This window comes from Pyrinomonas methylaliphatogenes (assembly GCF_000820845.2).
In the GTDB taxonomy this organism is placed as follows: Bacteria; Acidobacteriota; Blastocatellia; order Pyrinomonadales; family Pyrinomonadaceae; genus Pyrinomonas; species Pyrinomonas methylaliphatogenes.
Map to the genome: position 1 here is coordinate 167,556 of NZ_CBXV010000004.1, position 18,512 is coordinate 186,067.

The 18,512-nt window shown below is 57.5% G+C and carries 15 protein-coding genes; 8 read left to right on the top strand and 7 right to left on the bottom strand.

Annotation, left to right across the window (positions count from 1 at the left end):
• Window positions 1-52 precede the first annotated feature (52 nt).
• Entirely contained in the window at window positions 53-2,416 is a 2,364-nt protein-coding gene (locus tag PYK22_RS05315; protein WP_041975542.1) for an FdhF/YdeP family oxidoreductase, read from the top strand.
• 361 nt (window positions 2,417-2,777) lie between these two features.
• On the opposite strand, the gene sdhB is transcribed toward PYK22_RS05315, so the two are convergent.
• The 3 genes from sdhB to PYK22_RS05330 are packed head-to-tail and all read right to left on the bottom strand — an operon-like array spanning window position 2,778 to window position 6,016.
• Complete coding sequence (gene sdhB, locus PYK22_RS05320; protein WP_041975114.1) at window positions 2,778-3,530, bottom strand: succinate dehydrogenase iron-sulfur subunit; 753 nt, start codon at window positions 3,528-3,530, stop codon at window positions 2,778-2,780.
• Window positions 3,531-3,558: 28 nt separating this feature from the next.
• The gene (gene sdhA, locus PYK22_RS05325; protein ID WP_041975115.1) at window positions 3,559-5,340 is read right to left on the bottom strand and encodes a succinate dehydrogenase flavoprotein subunit; all 1,782 of its coding nucleotides are present in this window, start codon (window positions 5,338-5,340) and stop codon (window positions 3,559-3,561) included.
• 1 nt (window position 5,341) lies between these two features.
• Window positions 5,342-6,016 carry a succinate dehydrogenase cytochrome b558 subunit gene (locus PYK22_RS05330; RefSeq protein WP_041975116.1) on the bottom strand — a complete coding sequence of 225 codons (675 nt, stop codon included), beginning with the start codon at window positions 6,014-6,016 and terminating at the stop codon, window positions 5,342-5,344.
• Window positions 6,017-6,201: 185 nt separating this feature from the next.
• On the opposite strand from PYK22_RS05330, the gene PYK22_RS05335 reads away from it, so the two are divergent.
• Window positions 6,202-7,098, top strand: a complete 897-nt coding sequence (locus tag PYK22_RS05335; protein ID WP_041975117.1) for a LysR family transcriptional regulator — start codon at window positions 6,202-6,204, stop codon at window positions 7,096-7,098.
• A gap of 191 nt (window positions 7,099-7,289) precedes the next feature.
• Here the strand turns inward: PYK22_RS05335 and PYK22_RS05345 are convergent, their stop codons facing one another.
• Window positions 7,290-7,703, bottom strand: a complete 414-nt coding sequence (locus PYK22_RS05345; RefSeq protein WP_041975119.1) for a MarR family winged helix-turn-helix transcriptional regulator — start codon at window positions 7,701-7,703, stop codon at window positions 7,290-7,292.
• A gap of 89 nt (window positions 7,704-7,792) precedes the next feature.
• Between PYK22_RS05345 and PYK22_RS05350 the strand changes: the two genes are divergently transcribed.
• The gene (locus tag PYK22_RS05350) at window positions 7,793-9,649 is read left to right on the top strand and encodes a chloride channel protein (protein ID WP_041975120.1); all 1,857 of its coding nucleotides are present in this window, start codon (window positions 7,793-7,795) and stop codon (window positions 9,647-9,649) included.
• Window positions 9,650-9,920: 271 nt separating this feature from the next.
• Window positions 9,921-10,415 (top strand): hemerythrin domain-containing protein, encoded by a 495-nt coding sequence (locus PYK22_RS05360; RefSeq protein WP_041975125.1) that lies wholly within the window; start codon window positions 9,921-9,923, stop codon window positions 10,413-10,415.
• A gap of 258 nt (window positions 10,416-10,673) precedes the next feature.
• On the opposite strand, the gene cysC is transcribed toward PYK22_RS05360, so the two are convergent.
• The 3 genes from cysC to cobA all read right to left on the bottom strand — a co-directional run bounded on the left by cysC (window position 10,674) and on the right by cobA (window position 13,468).
• Complete coding sequence (cysC, locus tag PYK22_RS05365; RefSeq protein ID WP_041975127.1) at window positions 10,674-11,267, bottom strand: adenylyl-sulfate kinase; 594 nt, start codon at window positions 11,265-11,267, stop codon at window positions 10,674-10,676.
• Between the two features lie 149 nt (window positions 11,268-11,416).
• Window positions 11,417-12,595 (bottom strand): sulfate adenylyltransferase, encoded by a 1,179-nt coding sequence (gene sat, locus PYK22_RS05370; RefSeq protein WP_041975129.1) that lies wholly within the window; start codon window positions 12,593-12,595, stop codon window positions 11,417-11,419.
• A gap of 54 nt (window positions 12,596-12,649) precedes the next feature.
• Window positions 12,650-13,468 (bottom strand): uroporphyrinogen-III C-methyltransferase, encoded by an 819-nt coding sequence (cobA, locus tag PYK22_RS05375; RefSeq protein ID WP_041975131.1) that lies wholly within the window; start codon window positions 13,466-13,468, stop codon window positions 12,650-12,652.
• A gap of 579 nt (window positions 13,469-14,047) precedes the next feature.
• On the opposite strand from cobA, the gene PYK22_RS05380 reads away from it, so the two are divergent.
• From PYK22_RS05380 to PYK22_RS17175, 4 genes are all read left to right on the top strand, one after another.
• A complete protein-coding gene (locus PYK22_RS05380) occupies window positions 14,048-14,971 on the top strand; it encodes an ABC transporter permease (protein ID WP_083437626.1) in 924 nt (307 codons plus the stop codon).
• Between the two features lie 75 nt (window positions 14,972-15,046).
• Window positions 15,047-16,309 (top strand): ABC transporter ATP-binding protein, encoded by a 1,263-nt coding sequence (locus PYK22_RS05385; RefSeq protein ID WP_041975134.1) that lies wholly within the window; start codon window positions 15,047-15,049, stop codon window positions 16,307-16,309.
• 187 nt (window positions 16,310-16,496) lie between these two features.
• Complete coding sequence (locus PYK22_RS16415) at window positions 16,497-17,648, top strand: glycosyltransferase (protein ID WP_060635360.1); 1,152 nt, start codon at window positions 16,497-16,499, stop codon at window positions 17,646-17,648.
• A gap of 67 nt (window positions 17,649-17,715) precedes the next feature.
• Window positions 17,716-18,510 (top strand): class I SAM-dependent methyltransferase, encoded by a 795-nt coding sequence (locus PYK22_RS17175; protein WP_083437627.1) that lies wholly within the window; start codon window positions 17,716-17,718, stop codon window positions 18,508-18,510.
• Window positions 18,511-18,512: the final 2 nt, after the last annotated feature.

Consider the following 18,512-nt stretch of genomic DNA (forward strand, 5'->3'; position numbering starts at 1 on the left):
GAAGATGGATGATGAAGGGCGAAGCAGCTCCTTAATGACTCTGTGGCGCGCGATGTGGACTTTCGGGCGCGAAGCGTTGCGCGCGCCATCGCCCATCGATCCGGCGCGCCAGTTGAAGCGCGGCTGGCAGCCGGAATTCTGGGCCAGCCGCGTGCCTTTGCGGCAGACGCATAACCTCGGCGAGATCTTTCGCACGCTGTGGGAGAATCGCGACAATCTCGACTACGCTTGGCGCATTCTCACACATGGCGTTTGCGATGGTTGCGCGCTCGGCACGACGGGCATGCGCGACTGGACCATGAAGAACATTCATCTGTGCAACGTGCGCCTGCGCCTGCTTCGGCTGAACACCATGCCGCCGCTCGACGCGCGCTCGCTCGAAGATATAGAGAAGCTCTGTCCGCTGCGCTCGCGCGATCTGCGTGGACTCGGGAGATTGCCGTATCCGTTCATCCGAAGGCGCGGCGAACGTGGGTTCCGGCGCATCGGTTGGGATGAGGCTTTGGAATCGATCGCCGGGCGGATACGCCGGACGGATCCGAACCGAACCTATTTCTACATGACGAGCCGCGGCGAGCCGAACGAGAACTACTATGCTTTTCAGAAGGCCGTGCGCGCCATCGGGACCAACAACATAGACAACGCAGCGCGCATCTGCCATTCGCCGAGTACGTTTGCGCTCAAGGCGGCATTGGGAGTAGCCGCCACGACCTGCTCTTATCGCGATCTGATCGGCACGGATCTGGTCATCTTCCTCGGATCAAACGTCGCCAACAACCAGCCCGTGATGATGAAGTACCTCTTCTACGCGAAGAAGGCCGGAACAAAAGTCGTCGTCGTCAATCCATATCGCGAACCGGCGATGGATGTCTACTATGTGCCTTCCGATCCGGAGAGCGCGCTTTTCGGGACGAGGATGACGGATCGCTTCTTCCAGATCAAGCCGGGCGGCGATATCGCTTTCCTGACGGGCGTCGCCAAGCACATGCTCGACCATGATCGGATCAATCGGCTCGATCAGAGGCGGAGCGAGAGCGCGAATGGCGATTGGATCGATTTACGATTCATCGAAGAGCACACAGTCGGTTTCGAGGATTTCGTGCGCCACGTCGAAGCCGCGTCATGGGAAGCGTTGGAGCGGGAAAGCGGAGCATCGCGCGAAGAGATGCGCGCTCTAGCGGAGCTTATTGGGCGGGCCAGAACGGGCGTCTTCGTCTGGGGCATGGGGATCACACAGCACGCTTGCGGCGAAGATAACGTCCACGCGATCATCAACCTCGCTTTGCTCAAAGGCTTCGTCGGGCGCAGAGGGTGCGGTCTGATGCCGATTCGCGGCCACTCGGGAGTGCAGGGCGGAGCTGAGATGGGGGCTTATGCGACCGCCTTCCCGGGCGGGCTGCCGATCAACGCCGAGAGCGCGCGGAAGTTCAGCGAACTGTGGGGATTCCCCGTGCCGGACCAGCCCGGCTTGACGGTGCCCGAAATGCTCGACGCCGCGCTCGACGGCAAGATCGACGTGCTCTTCTCCGTCGGCGGCAGCTTCAACGAGGTGATGCCCGATCCGAAGTTGGTCGAGCGCGCATTGGAGCGGATACCTTTGCGCGTGCACTTCGATATCGCGCTCTCTTCGCAGATGCTTCTCGATCCGGCGGAGGAGGTGATCTTGCTACCTGCCGCGACGCGTTATGAGATGCCGGGTGGCGTCACTGAAACGAGCACGGAGCGGCGCGTCATCTTCAGTCCGGAGATTCCTGGACCGAGGGTGGGTGAGGCGCGCCCGGAATGGGAGGTCTACATGGAGCTGGCGCGTCGCGTGCGCCCGGAGTGGGCCGATCGGTTGACCTTTGCGGATACGACGGCGATTCGCGAAGAGATCGCGCGCGCTATCCCCCTCTACGCTGAGATCCGCAACCTGCGGCGCGAGGGCGATAGTTTCCAGTATGGCGGACCGCTTCTTTGTGCGGGCTGGAAATTCCCTACGCCCGACGGCAAAGCCCATTTCAAAGCGCTCACCGTCGCCGAGCGACAGCTTGCGGCGGACCAGTTCCTAGTGGTCACGCGCCGCGGCAAACAGTTCAACAGCATCGTCCACGAAGATACTGATCCAATCAACGACCTGCCGCGCGATGCGGTGCTCATCCATCCAGATGATCTCGCGCGCTTGAATTTGACGGAAGGCATGAAGGTCGAACTCGTAAACGAGCATGGCGTGTTTTGCGGGCGCGTCTTCGCCGCCCCGGTATCGCGCGGCACGTTGCAAATCTACTGGCCTGAGGGGAACGTGCTGGTCGATCCCACCAGCCGCTCGCCGCTGGCGAGGATCCCAGCTTATAAAGACATCATCGCAACTCTTCGCCCCGTTCCGGTTCAGGAGGGCGCCAAGGAAGAGATTTACGAACCTGTGGTGAGGCCATAGCTCTTCCCCGAGCTGTTCGAGCGGCCTGAAGGGAGAGAGAGCTACGAACCTGTGATGAAGCTGTAGCCGCGAAGCGCGCCTTACATGCGGAACGGCTGTTGAAGGAAGCATGACGAGAAGGCGAGCTGACGAGGCGAGACGCTAGAAGCCATCTCGTAATTCCGGCCCAGTTCTCCTCAGCCTCTGCTATTTTTGAGATGCCTTCTACTTCTCATAGCGGTGAGCACGCCCGCCGCCAAGGCGCAGGCGTGCTCCGTTTGAGAGAAACATCAATTTTAAAGAGCTATGCGATATAGAGTCGCGGCCCACGACCCTTCGCCATTAAGCATGCGTGCTCCGTTCCGAGGGAGCTATACCCCTTTCAGCGACGCAGGAGACTGAACAAGCCGTACCAAGTCGTTTCGCGATTCTCCTCGTAGATCGCTTTGGTCAAGGGGAGTTTCATCGGACAGACGCGCACACAGTTCTGTGCATTGCCGCACTTGTGAATGCCGTCCTCTTCCATCAGCACCTGTAACCGATCATCGCGCGTCATCCTGCCGGTCGGATGCATGTTCATCAGACGGACCTGCGCGATCGCTTGCGGCCCGATATAGTTGCCATCGCCATATTGCGGGCAGGCTTCCAGACAACAACCGCATGTCATGCACCGCGAGTAGGCGTAACGCTCTTCGACCTCTTCCTGTGACATGCGCGGCCCTGGACCGAGGTCGTAGGTCCCGTCTATTTCGATCCACGCTTTGATGCGCTTCAGATGATTGAACATCTCGGAGCGATCGACGACGAGATCGCGGACGTTCGGGAATTTCGACATCGGTTCGAGCGTGATCGGTTGCTCTAACTGGTCCACCAAAGCGGAACATGATTGGCGCACGCGCCCGTTGATCACCATCGTGCAGATGCCGCAAACTTGCTCTAAGCAGTTCATCTCCCAGACGACGGGCGTGGTCGGTCGCCCGTCTTTGGTGACGGGGTTCTTCCTGATCTCCATCAAACAGGAGATGATGTTCATGTTCGGACGATATGGGATGGCAAACTCCTCCCAGTATGGTTCTGAATGAGGATTGGCCCGCCGTCTGATCCGCAGTTCGATGAACTTCCTCTCTGTGCCCATAAATCGCTCGTTTCTGCCTCCTAGCTTTTCATTTCGCTTTGCTATAGTCGCGCTTGCGCGGTTTGATCAGGCTCACATCGACCGGGATGTAGGAGAAGACCGGCCCTTCATCCGAATACTCGGCGATGGTCGTCTTCAACCAGTTTTCATCGTCCCGCTCGGGGAATTCAGGCTTGTAGTGCGCGCCGCGAGACTCGTTGCGGTTGAGCGCGCCGAGCGTGATGACGCGCGCAAGCTGTAGCATGTTGTAGAGTTGACGCGCGTGCGGCAGCGCGTGCGTCGCCCACATGTTCGAATCGTTCAACGAGATGCGCTTGTAGCGGTCGAGAAGTTCGAGAAGTTTGTTGTCCGTCTCTTTGAGTTTGTCGTTGTAGCGGATGACGGTGACGTTTTCGGTCATCCACCGGCCCATCTCTTCGTGGATGGCGTACTGATTCTCCTTGCCAGTTTGACGGATGAGCCGTTCGTTGATCTCCTGCTGGCGTTTCACTTCATCCTCGTAGATCTTCGACCCTTCGGCTCCATTGCGTTCGATGCTTTTCGCGTACTCGATGGCCGCCGGAGCCGCGACGAAGCCGCCGTAGACGCAAGAGACCAAGGAGTTAGCGCCCAAGCGATTCGCGCCGTGAATCGAGAAGTCGCACTCGCCAGCGGCCAATAGACCCGGAATGTTGGTCCGCTGGTTGTAGTCGACCCACAGCCCGCCCATCGAGTAGTGAACGGCGGGGAAGATGCGCATCGGGACATGGCGCGGATCGTCGCCGACGAACATCTCGTAGATTTCGAGGATCGCGCCGAGCTTGCGGTTGAGCACCTCTTCTGGGATGTGCGTCAGGTCGAGGTAGACTTGATTCTTGCCGCCGACGCCATAGCCCTGCAAGCAGACCATGAAGATCTCGCGCGTCGCGATATCGCGCGGCACGAGGTTGCCATAGGCTGGATACTTCTCTTCGAGGAAGTACCAGCGCTCCTTTTCCGGGATCTCCTGCGGCGGGCGCGTGTCGCCCTTCTTGCGCGGCACCCAGATGCGCCCGCCCTCGCCGCGCGCCGATTCGGACATCAACCGGAGCTTATCCTCGCCCGGAATGGCCGTCGGATGGACCTGTATGAATTCGCCGTTGGCATAGCGCGCGCCCTGCTGGTAGCAGGCGCTGACGGCGCTGCCCGTGCAGACTTGCGAGTTGGTGGATTTGCCGAAGATCAAGCCGGGGCCGCCCGTCGCCATGATCACGGCATCGGCGGGGAAGGCTTTGACTTCGAGCGTCTGTCGGTTCATCGCGACGATGCCGCGACAGACTTGGTGGCTGTCAAGCACGAGCGAGAGCATCTCCCACCCTTCATACTTCGTCACACGGCCCAGCGCTTCATATCGGCGCACCTGTTCATCGAGCGCGTAAAGAAGCTGTTGCCCAGTGGAAGCGCCAGCGAAAGCCGTGCGGTGGTGAAGGGTGCCGCCGAAGCGACGAAAATCGAGCAGCCCCTCTTTGGTGCGCGAAAACGGCACGCCCATCCGGTCGAAAAGGTAGATGATCGACGGGGCCATCTCGCACATCGCTTTGACCGGCGGTTGATCGGCGAGAAAGTCGCCGCCGTAGACTGTGTCGTCAAAATGCTTCCACGGCGAATCGCCTTCGCCCTTCGTGTTGACCGCCGCGTTGATGCCGCCTTGCGCGCAGACCGAGTGAGAGCGACGCACGGCGACGACCGAAAACAGATCCACATGGTGGCCGGCCTCGGCGATCTTCATCGCCGCCGACAGCCCGGCCAGACCTCCACCGACGACAGCGATCTTGATATCATTCTTCGCCATACTAGTAGATGATACCTCCCAGAAGTCCTCCCGGACGGATGAAGGCTACGGCTGCATTGAGGCCGACGAAAAGGAGCACAGCGCCGACCGCTAAGCAGGCGTAACCGATGGCGCGTTGCGCGCTCGGCCCGATGATGATCCCCCAATCGACGAGAAAGAGCCAGAGGCCATTGGCCAAGTGCCAGACGGTCGCCGTGATCCCGATGATGTAGATGACAAAGATCACAGGCATTTGAAATTCGCGCGATACGATGTAGAAAGCTTGATCGGGATGTGTCGCGACCGCTAGATCGTTCAGCCCGGGGATCAACCCGAACCTGAAGTTGAGCACGTGAAAGGTGATGAAGAAGAAAAGGATAATCCCCGTAATGCGTTGAATCAAGTAGAACCAGTTACGCGCATAAGGATAATGCAAGTTGTTCGGGCGCATCTCCCAAGTGATCACCAAGCCATACACGGCATGGTAGATGAGCGGAATGAAGATGCCGAAGATCTCGATCAGCAAAATGTAGGGGATGTTCTGAATATCCGTGACCGCTTGATTGAACGCTTCGCTCCCGAGCATCGCTTTGGAGTTGGTGTAGAAATGTTCGAGCAGAAAGACGCCAAGCGGGACGATGCCCGAGAGTTGATGCAATTTGCGCAAGATGAAAGTGCGACTCGGATGTATGGCCATCTTACTTTCTCCGTCGAATGAACCTCTGAATCAAGCGCCGCGGATTATACGCAGCTCTTTGCGCCATCACAAGCGATGCTCGGCAAGATACGGCTTCGCCTGCCTTAACTAAGTTTAAGCGATAAGGGTTAATTAGGTAAAATGAAAAAAGCTGAGGAAGAATCTAATCGATTCTTATAATCGGGGTGCAGATCGAAACGCTCAAAATCTTCTGCGATCTCGTCGAAACCCGCAGCTTCTCGCAGGCGGCGGAGCGCAACCTCATCACGCAATCGGCCGTCAGTCAACAGGTGCGCGCGCTCGAAGAACGGTTCCGTCGCCGGCTTCTCGAGCGCGTGCGTGGGCGGCGTGATATCCGCCTGACCGCTGCGGGTGAAGCCTTCTATGAAGAGTGTCGCAAGGTGCTCGCCGCTTACGAAAATCTGGAAGAACGGATGCGTTCGCTGACCGAGACGGTCAGCGGCGTGGTGCGCGTCGCGACCGTCTATAGCATCGGGTTACATGAGCTTCCGCCTGCGGTGCGCCGCTTTATGACGCTCTATCCCGAAGCCAAGATCGATCTCGAGTACAGCCGCACGACGCGCATTGTGCGCGATGTATTGAGCGGCGCCGTCGATCTCGGCATCGTCGCCTATCCGGAGAAGAGGCGCGGCCTCGAGGTGGTCCCGTTGCCGGGAGATAGGCTCGTGCTCATCTGTCCGCCCGGACATCCCCTATCCAAGCGGCGAATGGTCAATGCGAAGGATCTCGATGGCGAAGGGTTCATCCTCTTCGAGCGCGACATCCCGACACGGCGGGCAACCGATCGTATCCTCCGTTCTTATGGCGTAAAGGTAAGGCGCGTGATCGAATTCGACAACATCGAAACGATCAAGCGAGCCGTCGAGGTCGGCATGGGGCTGGCGATCGTCCCGCGTCCGAGCGTGCTCGATGAACAGAAGAGCGGGCAATTGGCTGTCGTCGCTTTGGCCGAGCCCGAGTGGACTCGTTCGGTCGGGGTCATCTACCGTAGCGATCGCGCGCTGAGTACGGCGGCGAGAAAGTTCATCGATCTGCTGGTCGAAGGATCGGAAACAAAATAGAGTGCTCGACGTAAAGAGGCGTTGGGGAGATGTGTTGAAAGAGGGGCGATCGATGGGCGGCGCTGCGGAAGATCAGCCTCGCCGAGCCTCATCCGTCAAGAATGGGGCGCCGGAACTTGGAGTTGGAGAGGGTGTCGAACTCGCCTGCGATGATGAAAGCGCGCAACGCGCTCCGATCGAGGACTTCGCTTTTACCCGTCCGTTATTCTCTTGAGGATGGAGCGCAGATGGGGCGCGATCGAACGTAATTCATCCCTGTGCGCTTCGGTCAAGCGCTCCAAGATGGCCGTGCCTTTCGGCGTCAGCCTAACGCGGACCTTCCTTCGGTCTTCGCGATCGCGCTCGCGCCTGACCAATCCCATGCGCGCTAATCTGTTGATTAGACCGACGGCGCTGTGATGTTTGATCTGTAGACGCTCGGCGAGCTCACCGTTGGTGATCGAATCGCTTCCCGCCCCTCTGATCGCCAATAGCGCTTGATGTTGCTGCGGAGTCAGACCGACTGTCCGCGCCGCCTCTTCGCTGAATTTGAGGAAGCGGCGCAAAGCATGGCGGAATGAGGCGAGCGCTTCGTACTCCTCTTTCTTCAAGGACCGTCTGCTCATCACTTCAACCGTTAGCGAGGGCGCGCGACAGATGTTACCATTGGCGCGTTTTGATTTACGTCGTACTACGACATATAATTGAACACCGTATGTCACTGGAAACGCAAGCGCAAAGAGCATCCGATCGTCTCTCAACGCTCGATCTCGATCAACTGAGCGCCTTTCGGTTGCTGCCGATCTCGGCGCTGGCGGCGCTGATCGGCATCAGCGCCGGTTTTATCGCCTACGGGCTCTATCTGCTCATCGCCATCGTCAGCAATCTGGTCTTCTTCCATCGTTGGGGGTTAGAGATCCCTGATCTGCGGTCCAATCCGCTGGGCCTGTGGCTCGTCATCGTCCCGGCTTTGGGCGGTCTCGTCGTCGGTTTGATGGCCAAGTACGGCACGCCGAAGATCCGCGGGCATGGGATACCCGAGGCGATGGAGGCTGTGCTCGTCAACCGCAGTCGCATCCCGCCGCGCGTCGCGCTTTTGAAACCGATTTCGGTCGCCATCTCGATCGGCACCGGTGGCCCATTTGGGGCAGAAGGGCCGATCATCCAAACGGGCGGCGCGTTCGGATCGCTGATCGGGCAGATCATTCACACGACGGCTGCTGAACGCAAAGTGCTTCTCGCGTGCGGGGCGGCAGCGGGCATGGCCGCCATCTTCAGCAGTCCCATCGCCGCCGTGATCCTGGCGATCGAACTGCTACTCTTCGAGTTCAAGTCGCGTTCTTTCATTCCGCTCGTGATCGCGACGACACTCGCGACCGCCGTCCGTTTTCAACTGATGGGGCGCGGGCCGCTCTTCAAAATCGGCGCTATCGATTTCGGCATCCCGCACGCCATCCCCTTCTACGCGCTGCTCGGGCTGGTCTCCGGCTTGAGCGCCGTCGCGTTGAGCCGTGCGCTCTACTGGATCGAAGATCAGTTTGAACGCCTTCCCCTAGATGAAATGTGGTGGCCCGCAATCGGAGGCTTGGGGTTGGGCTTGATTGGCCTCGTCTTTCCGCGCGCGCTTGGCGTCGGTTATGGGACCATTTCGGACATACTGAGCGGGCGTTTCGCTCTCGAGATGCTTCTCCTCATCATCGTCTTCAAAAGCTTGGCGCTTCTTATCTCTTTGGGTTCCGGAACGTCGGGCGGTCTGCTCGCGCCGATGTTCTTGATCGGCGCGGCGATCGGCGGCAGTTTCGCTTCCATCATTAACCTGATCTTTCCGGCGGCGCATCTATCTCCGGGGGCGTTCGCGCTGGCGAGCATGGCGGCGACTTTCGGCGCCGCTTCGCGCGCGACTTTCACCTTCATCATCTTCGCTTTCGAGATCACGCGCGACTACGATTCCGTGTTGCCGCTCATGATAGCGAGCGTCATCGCCGATGGGATAGCGCTCGTTTTGATGAAACACTCGATCATGACTGAAAAGCTGGCCCGGCGCGGCTTGCGCGTTCATCAAGAGTATGAGCCGGACATCTTGCAACAAGTCACGGTCGCCGAAGTTATGGATCGCACGCCCCCGACCGTTCCGCCGCAGATGAGATTGAGCGAGCTGGCGCGTATGATCGGCAGCGGCGACGCTTCCTTGAGCAAACATCAAGCGTTGCCGATCGTCGATGAAGAGCGCCGCTTGCTCGGCATCATCACGCGCGGCGACATCCTGCGCGCCGTCTCCGAACGCGATCCGGAAAAGACCACCGTGCTCGAAGCGGGAAGCACCGATCTCGTCGTCGCCTATGAAGACGAAACAGTGCACGAAGCGGTGGCGAAGATGCTTCGCCACAACATCGGTCGCTTGCCCGTCGTCAGCCGGAGTCAGCCCGATATTCTGACCGGCTACATCGGACGCGCGGAAGTCTTAAAGGCAAGGCTCTACAAGCTGCACGAAGAGCACGTGCGCCAGCCGGGATGGATTCGGCGTCGGCTTTACTTGCGCGCTCTGGCTCGTGCGGCGCGCGCGCGCCGATAGATACTCGCACGGCTCTGAACGATCGGATCTGGTGTCAGGGATACACGACGCGCCGTTCGGATGAAATCGCTGCTAAAATCGGGCGTTGTACGAGGCAAGAGGCTTTGCTTGTTCTCCTTGCGGCTTGGAGAATCGTTGCAGATCTAGGAGGCGGGAGAGGCGGCGCGCTGGGGCGCTCGAAGCTGGCCGATGGGTTTGCCATGAAAATTTTTCAGCGAACTGTTGAGTCGCAGCCCGCTCAGATCGAATTCAATCCCGACGAGCGTGTGCCATGAAAAGCCTAAGCGAGCTGTTGAACTTACACAGAGATTTGGATGCCTTATTCTTTGCGCATCAATCAGCATTGTTGCGTTTCGAATTCGATAAAGCTTTGAAGCTTTTGGAAAGGTATGAAAGTCTTCTTCTGCGGCACATTCGGGATGAAGAGGAGTTACTGTTCCCGATCTATTCGGAACGCGCCGAGGTCATCAAGGGTGGAAGGATAGAACTATTTCTCAACGAACATTACAAGATGAAAGAGTTGGTCAAACTTTTCAAAGAAGAGATCTCAACGCTTTCAAGCGAACCAAATCCCGATGCGAAAGTGATTCTGCTTTTAGACGGCCAATCGTTCTTCAAACGTTTGTGTGGTCATCATGATAAAAGAGAAGCTGAGTTCCTGTACCCGGCATTGGATCGCGTTACGACAGATCGCGAAAAGTATGATCTATTGAACCGCATCGCCTGTTCCTTCCCGGTCGCTGAGCGGAGTCAGGCCGAAAGTTGAAGTCGTATCTGGAGCTGTCAAGCTCAGAGATAAGTTCCAACTTCAAGCGCGCGCGGTTGACTTTATGAGACCACTCCTTGACAAACTCTGTCAGAGATGGGTTCCAGTTTCGAACGTGCGTGATGGATCAGCGGCATGCGGATCAAGCATCGGGTTGGAGCGCAGCTTTGGAGTGAGCGGTTTGCTGGATAAAGCCATTGAGAAGGAAGAACGCAGCTCATCTCTCTCGAGAAAGACGAGCTGCGTTGGTGCGAATGTTCAGCAATCGACGAGGGCCTCCTGCTCGCTTTCGAGTTCGGCGGTCGCCGTCGGCACCAAACCGCGCCGTTCAAGCTCGGCGATGATCCGCGCGGCGCTCGTTTCGACCGATTCGCGATCGGTCTCGACCAGAACCTCGGGCGCGAGCGGTTCTTCATAGGGATCGGATACGCCGGTGAAATTGGGGATCTCGCCAGCCAAAGCTTTCTTGTAGAGCCCCTTCACGTCGCGTTGGGCCAGCACTTCGAGCGGGCACTTGACGTAAATTTCGATGAAATCGGCGCCGTCCCGTTCGATCGCTTCGCGCACTTCGCGGCGCACGTCGCGGTACGGTGAGATCGCCGCCGAGATGGCGACCACGCCATTTCGCGACAGCAGACGGCAAACGTAGCCTATGCGCCTGATGTTCGTATCGCGATCTTCTTTGGAAAATCCCAATCCCTTAGACAGGTTGGTGCGCACTTCGTCGCCATCGAGGATCTCGACGCGCAATCCGCGCGCGCGTAGTTCGGTCGCGACCCTTGAGGCGAGCGTCGTCTTTCCAGCGCCTGATAATCCAGTGAACCAGAGCGTAAAACCTCTATGTAACGTCATTTTTCGAAACTCCAATCGACTTTAAAGGTTTGCGAAGATTCTGGCGGCGGGCTCATCGCCACATGCGGAAACGGTGCGCGTCTAGTTTTTGGTGATAAGCCCGCCAGAATTCGTGAACGTTAGGATTCGAGCGCGGGATCCGCGGAGCATCATCGCGGCGTGCTCAATTGATTCGGCTCTTCGCGCAACGCGCTGATGAGCACTTGGGCGACCTCGGGCCGCGTGAACTCCGCTGGCGGCAGTTTGCCCGCGCGCAGCATCTCGCGCACTTTGGTGCCCGATAGCGTCACGTGCTCGGTCGCATCATGCGGGCACGTTTTGCTCGAGGCCATCGCGCCACACGAGCGGCAGTAGAAGGCGTTGTCGAAGAAGAGCGGTGTGATTCCCAGCTCGCCGGGTTCGAACTCATCGAAGATATGATGAGCATCGTAGGGTCCGTAATAATTTCCGACACCCGCGTGATCGCGTCCGACGATGAAGTGCGTGCAGCCGTAATTCTTTCTGATGAGCGCGTGGAAGATGGCCTCGCGCGGACCGGCATAGCGCATGGCTGCTGGCAGCACGGCCAGCACCGTGCGCGCCGCCGGATAGTAGAGCGAAAGGAGCGTTTCGTAACAACGCATGCGCACTTCCGCCGGGATGTCATCGGCTTTGGTCTCGCCGACGAGCGGGTGCAGAAGGAGGGCGTCGGCGATCTCCAGCGCGCACTTTTGAATGTACTCGTGCGCGCGATGGATAGGGTTGCGCGTTTGAAAGGCGACGATGCGCCGCCAGCCGCGCTCGCGAAAGAGCGCGCGCGTTTCAGCGGGGCTTTTACGATATTCCTTAAAGGGAAGATCGCGCGGATGGTTGAGCAAACTGATGCGCCCGCCGAGCAGCCAATCGCCTTGGGCGCGAAGGGCGCGAACTCCGGGATGCGCGTCTTCGGTCGTGCGATAGACGAGGGCCGCTTCGCGCTCTTTGTCGTATGTGTACTTCTCGGCTAGATGGAGCACGCCAAGGAGATGGTCGCCTTGATAGAGGGCGACATCATCGCCTTCGCGTAAAGCGCGTGCCTCTTCTTCCGTCACTGCGAGGGTGACCGGGATGGACCAGACCAAGCCGTTGGCGAGACGCATCGTCTCGACGACCGAGCGATAATCCGCCTGACACATGAAGCCTTCGAGCGGAGAATAGGCGCCGTTGGCGATCAACTCGAGATCCGAGATGGCGCGCGCGTTGAGCTTGAGCGAAGGCATGCGCGCGGAAGCTTCGATGAGCTTCTCGCGCTCTGGGCCAGTCACTTGACGATTAACTAAAGTTCCACCATGAGGGCTGATAAGTCTCATCTTCGTCCTTATCCTCTGAGATGAAGCCTTACGTGATCAATCTTCAAATCTTTATCACTCCGCGACGAACGCGAACTCCTCTCGCGCCGCTTGATGAGCGGATTGCTTTTCGAACCACTGGAGCTTTTCGCGCAACGCGACGACTTCGCCGATTACGATCACCGTCGGCGCGCGCACCCCTGCGCGTTCGCACTCATCCGCGATCGTCCGTAAAGTGCCCGTGATGGTCCGCTGGCCGCGATATGTTCCCCAACGTATGACCGCAACGGGCGTGTCGGGTGAGCGCCCAGCGGCGATCAATTCATCGGCGATCGCGCGCAAATGAGCCGTGCCCATCAAAACGACGAGCGTGTCGGCTTGGGCGAGCGAGCGGAAGATCGGTCCGGGAACTTCGCCGCTTCGCGCCTTCGCGCCCGTAATGACGACGACCGAAGACGCCAGCTCGCGGTGCGTAAGCGGAATCCCGGCATAGGCTGGAACGGCTAGCGCCGAGCTTACACCGGGCACGACTTCAAAAGGGATGCTCGCCCGACGAAGCGCTTCGGCCTCTTCGCCGCCACGCCCAAAAAGGAACGGATCGCCGCCCTTCAAACGCACAACGCGCTCACCTCGCCGCGCCCGTTCGATGAGCAGCATGTTGATCTCCTCTTGCGGAGTGTGACGCCCGCCACCGATTTTGCCCACATCTATGCGTTCGACGTCCCTTTGCGCGAAGCGCAGAATCTCCGGGTTGACGAGATTGTCGTAGATGACCACATCGCACGAAGCAAGCAGACCGCGCGCTTTTAGGGTCAAAAGCCCCGGATCGCCTGGACCAGCGCCGACTAGATAAACGACACCGGGTCGCGCTGCGAACTTTTCATCGAACGACATCTCGTCTAGCCCTCGGAAGCTCAGAATAGACAGCCGCCATAAGCGATCGTCAATATAACGGACAGAATGTACAAGATATTATCGCAGGCTGTCAAGGCCTTTATTGTGGGGTTGTATCTTTGGCCTCGATTGAAGCTCTAAGCCGATGAATTGATCGATCGTCTCGTCGGGGTAGGCCTAGCGGTTCTCATTTCGCGGCAAGAAGTAGCGGTTGCCGGATCGGGACCGAAGTAGGTTGCCGCTGCGTGGCGAAGAGATCGGTTTCAAGCGCCCGAAAACGCTTGGCCATCGGCGCGGTAACCGTCGGGGCCGCTTAACTGGACTCGCCCGCTTCTGCGGACTTGGGGCGAAGCGATAGGGGGATGGCACCTGATAGCGAGCGGATACGGCGCTTGATTCGGATAAGGCGAGCTATAGGGACGGCACGCCGCTTCGGATGTTTTTCAGGCGCTTGACGAGCATGGAGCGGCCCGATAAACTTTTGCACTCTCGCGCGTTGAGGGCGAGCCGAATTCGGGTGGTTCAGATTGGCGAGCGAAGCGGCGCGAAGTCCCGACTCGCTCGTTTTGGCGATAGTTGATGGATTCAGGCATCGGGGAACAGACCGGCTTACTGGAGCAAGCTGCGCCAACAACTTCGGACGAGCAGGTAAAGCCGAAGTCAGAGGAAGCGTACGCGTTGCCAAATAAGCCGCTTATCGTCATTGAGCCGAGTCGCGGTTGGGCTCCCGTAGATCTGCGCGACCTGTGGGCCTACCGCGAACTGCTCTACTTTCTGACGTGGCGCGACCTCAAGGTGCGCTACAAGCAGACGGTGATCGGGGTTGCATGGGTCATCATGCAGCCTCTGCTTTCGACGCTCATCTTCACGATCTTCTTAGGGAAGCTCGCGCGCGTGCCTTCAAACGGCATTCCCTACGCGCTTTTCGCCTATGCCGGTCTTCTGCCGTGGACTTTCTACTCGAGTTCCCTTAACAGCAGCGGCAACAGCATCGTCGGCAACGCGCATCTGATCACCAAAGTCTATTTCCCGCGCGTCATCATCCCGGCGGCGGCGGTCGCCGGGCGCATCGTCGATTTCGCCATTTCTTTCACCATTCTCGTTGGCATGATGTTCTTCTACGGCGTCTCTTGGACGGCAAGCTCATTGATGCTGATCCCACTGTTGCTGCTCCTGACGCTGTTTGCGCTCGGCACAGGGATGTGGATTTCGGCGCTCAACGTCAAATACCGCGACGTGGGCATCGCCCTGCCGGTTCTGATTCAGCTCTGGATGTTCGTCTCGCCGGTGCTCTATCCGGCCAGTCTGGTGCCACCGGCGTGGAGGGTAGTTTACGACTTGAATCCGTTGGTCGGGCTGATCGAGAATTTTCGCGCCGCTTTGTTCAACATGCCGTTCAACTGGCGCGCGCTCGCGATCTCGACGGCGGTGACTTTTGCGATGCTGATCTATTCGGCCTATGCGTTTAGGCGGATGGAGAAGGAGTTCGCCGATGTGGTCTGAAGGGATCGCCGAGGCATCGAAAAGCCGGATTTTTACGGCTTCGTGATCGCGTAGCTGCGTTGAAGGCGAAAGAGCATGCGTCCCATCATCAGAGTGGAGAATCTGAGCAAGCAGTACCGCATCGGCACGCGTGGCCCAGCTTACAGGACTCTGCGCGATGCGCTAACCGGTTTTGCGCGTGCGCCGTTGGAGCGTTTGCGCCGCAACGGGCACTCCAATTCTGAGACGATCTGGGCGCTCAAGGACGTGAGCTTCGAGGTCTATCCGGGAGAGGTGGTCGGCATCATCGGGCGCAACGGAGCGGGGAAGAGCACCCTGCTCAAGATCCTCTCCCGCATCACCGAGCCCACGGAGGGCTACGCCGAGATCCATGGCCGGGTGGGTAGCCTGCTGGAGGTGGGCACCGGCTTCCACCCGGAACTGACCGGCCGGGAGAACATCTACCTGAACGGCGCCATCCTGGGGATGACCAAGAAGGAGATCGACCGCAAGTTCGACGAGATCGTGGCCTTCGCCGAGGTGGAGAAGTTCATCGATACGCCGGTGAAGCACTACTCCAGCGGCATGTACATGCGCCTGGCCTTCGCCGTGGCCGCCCACCTTGAGCCGGAGATCCTGCTGGTGGACGAGGTGTTGGCGGTGGGCGATGCGGCCTTCCAGAAGAAGTGCCTGGGAAAGATGGGAGATGTAGCAAAAGAAGGGCGGACGGTGTTGTTTGTAGGTCATAATATGGCAGCGGTTTCAAATCTCTGTGGAAGAGCGATTTTATTGGATAAGGGAAAGATCATTGCTGAAGGTCCGACTGAACAGATAATCTCCCGTTATTTGGAGAGAATACGGAGCAGTAGCCTATCTTCAGATCTCGCCTCGCGCAGAGATCGTCGCGGACGAGGTCGAGTTCGTTTTACCAGCGTATATTTTGAGGACAAAGAAGGTAACCCCATAGAGCAAGGAGTATCTGGTCAGCCACTTGTAATAGTGCTCGAGTATCAATCTGTGGATAACCGGCCATTGTATAACTGCAGGGTATCGGTTGCCGTCTATGACAGCCTAGGCCAAGTCCTGTTTAACTGTTCAAGTGAACTGACAAATAATGAGGTGATAACCTTGCCACCGAAAGCTAGGATTCGTTGTGTAATTCCCCGATTACCACTCAGCCAGAGTCAATATCTAATTTCCCCGTTTCTCGAGGTGAACCGGGAAATTGAGGATTGGATTGAGGGAGCAATGATCTTAAACGTGGTTGACGGCGACTTCTTTGGCACGGGCAAATTATACCCAGAAGGGTGGCGCGGCAAAGGGGTGTTAGTCCCTCATAAATGGCTTTTTGAACAGTGAAAGTTGAGATACGAATTCGTTTCCTTTCTGGTGTGAAGTGGTTTCGAAGCAGTGCATGATGTAGTGGAAACCTGGCTAGGTCCTTTGAAAGCCTGGCATGAACATATCAAGCACCACCTGTGCAGGACGTTGGGTATTGCAGCACACTGGCGTATGGTGTTAAGCCACGCTGAGTGAGGAATCAATTATGAAGGTTCTGATTGTTTACCATGCCGGTGCCATGGAAAACCCACGTCATATCTACCGAGCGCTGGCACAAGCCAGTGACGTAGAATTGACGGTGATAGTACCGACAAGATTTAAGGTAGAAAGGGTTTACGAACCCAGCGGCTGGCTGTGTGTTGAGCATGAGGAGAACCGCGCTGGGTATCGGCTGATCCCCGTGCCTTTACGAAATCCATACAATTATTGGCAAGGCTTTGAAAGTGAACCTTTGCGTCGCCTCATCAAAGAGGTGCGACCTGACATCATTCATGTGCTGGATGAACCTACATCAGGCTGTCTCTTTCAAGTCGTTTGGCAACGGCTCGCAGTGCCGCCGCGTTCCAAAGTGCTTTTCTATGGCTTTGAAAATTTGCCTATTCGGCTGGGGAGGCGCTCCCGCCTTAAATGGAAGTTCACGTGGGCTCAGATAGCAGGGGGAGCTGCTGCCAACAGTGAGGCTTTGGAAAACTTGAAGCGGGCTGGATTTCCCCGAAACCGCCTATTGAAACGTATCTTCTGGGGCATTTCCACAGACGTATTCAGACCGCTGAATAAGCTTACTCTTAAGAACGATCTAAACCTCGATTGTGAACATATCGTGGGATTTGTCGGTCGCCTCGTACCAGAGAAAGGTTTAAGGGTTTTGCTGGCGGCAATGCGCCGTCTTCCGACTACTGTCCATTGTCTGATTATTGGTACTGGTCCTATGCGAACGGAATTAGAGCTATGGTCAGGTTTGCCCGACTTAAAAGGGAGGATTCACTTGTTCGACGTGATGCCACCGGAGAGACTTGTGGAGTATATAAACTGCATGGACGTGCTCGCTATTCCCTCTCTAACCGTCTCGCACTGGAAAGAGCAGTATGGACGTGTGACTGGTGAGGCGATGGCCTGTGGGGTGCCGGTAGTTGGCTCTGATTCAGGTGCTATCCCTGAAGTGATAGATTCAGCTGGATTGATTGTTTCGGAAGGTGATGTTTCTGCATTGGCCAAAGCTTTGCATACAGCAATCTTTGACCGAGGAGTGCGCGAGCATCTCAAACAACAGGGCTTGCAGCGTGTAGAGCAGGAGTTGAGTGTTAAAGCCATGGTCCAGCGACTCATGGATCTTTACCGTCGAGTCTTGGAGGCATAAAATTTTGCACTTACGCCACTTCTCACACCCGATTCGCTCGGCCAAATCCTTATATCGGAAGGTCAGCATGGCCGTATACAGGTGCCTTGCCGAGCGCCAGTTTCGCAACATCCGGCGTGGCCAGCGCGACCGGTGCTGGTGTGGTGGGGAATTGCTGCCATTCAAGTGGCATCCGAGTTATGGCGTGTGTGCCAACTGCGGATGTTATGTGAACCGACGCCCGCCGCTCCCTGAAGAATTGAAACGCCTTTATTCTTTTAACCTTTACTGGCTTACCAGGCAACGACTGAAAGGACACCCAACTATTGAGCATCGCCCCGAAAACGACCTCTCTGATGGCCGTGTAGCATACTGGCTGGGGTTGATCGAACGGTATGGCCCCTCTGTGGGACGAGTGGTGGAGGTCGGTTGTGGACATGGTGTGTTGCTTGCGGAGTTGAAAGCCCGCGGATACGAATGCGTTGGCGTCGAACCGGGTGAGCAAACGGCGGAGTGGACCAGACAAAATATGGGGATAGATGTCCGTGCAGGCTTCTTCCCTGAGGTTGATCTGCCAAAATGCGACTTGTTTCTTGCCTTTGATGTGATAGAGCACAGCCCGGAGCCAGAGGCTTTTATGAAAGGGGCTGCACAATTGCTCAACCCCGGAGGTGTGGCAATTATACAAACTCCGATTAACAGGTACGATTACCAACCGCCGTTCGGGGAACGGTTTGAGGCGGCGTTCGACGACATCGAGCATCTTTTCCTCTTCACCGACAAGGCAATGCAAGAGTTGGCTCGGCGCTCAAGACTGCAAATTGTAAGCATGACAGAACGTTTGTGGCTGCATCATGAGATATGCGTGTTCGGGAAACTATGATG

Bases quoted from the DNA above. Each gene is read 5' to 3' on its own strand.
- PYK22_RS05315 (WP_041975542.1), top strand. From the start codon at position 53: ATGTGGACTTTCGGGCGCGAAGCGTTGCGCGCGCCATCGCCCATCGAT.
- sdhB (WP_041975114.1), bottom strand. From the start codon at position 3,530: ATGGGCACAGAGAGGAAGTTCATCGAACTGCGGATCAGACGGCGGGCC.
- sdhA (WP_041975115.1), bottom strand. From the start codon at position 5,340: ATGGCGAAGAATGATATCAAGATCGCTGTCGTCGGTGGAGGTCTGGCC.
- PYK22_RS05330 (WP_041975116.1), bottom strand. From the start codon at position 6,016: ATGGCCATACATCCGAGTCGCACTTTCATCTTGCGCAAATTGCATCAA.
- PYK22_RS05345 (WP_041975119.1), bottom strand. From the start codon at position 7,703: ATGAGCAGACGGTCCTTGAAGAAAGAGGAGTACGAAGCGCTCGCCTCA.
- PYK22_RS05350 (WP_041975120.1), top strand. From the start codon at position 7,793: ATGTCACTGGAAACGCAAGCGCAAAGAGCATCCGATCGTCTCTCAACG.
- PYK22_RS05360 (WP_041975125.1), top strand. From the start codon at position 9,921: ATGAAAAGCCTAAGCGAGCTGTTGAACTTACACAGAGATTTGGATGCC.
- cysC (WP_041975127.1), bottom strand. From the start codon at position 11,267: ATGACGTTACATAGAGGTTTTACGCTCTGGTTCACTGGATTATCAGGC.
- sat (WP_041975129.1), bottom strand. From the start codon at position 12,595: ATGAGACTTATCAGCCCTCATGGTGGAACTTTAGTTAATCGTCAAGTG.
- cobA (WP_041975131.1), bottom strand. From the start codon at position 13,468: ATGTCGTTCGATGAAAAGTTCGCAGCGCGACCCGGTGTCGTTTATCTA.
- PYK22_RS05380 (WP_083437626.1), top strand. From the start codon at position 14,048: ATGGATTCAGGCATCGGGGAACAGACCGGCTTACTGGAGCAAGCTGCG.
- PYK22_RS05385 (WP_041975134.1), top strand. From the start codon at position 15,047: ATGCGTCCCATCATCAGAGTGGAGAATCTGAGCAAGCAGTACCGCATC.
- PYK22_RS16415 (WP_060635360.1), top strand. From the start codon at position 16,497: ATGAAGGTTCTGATTGTTTACCATGCCGGTGCCATGGAAAACCCACGT.
- PYK22_RS17175 (WP_083437627.1), top strand. From the start codon at position 17,716: ATGGCCGTATACAGGTGCCTTGCCGAGCGCCAGTTTCGCAACATCCGG.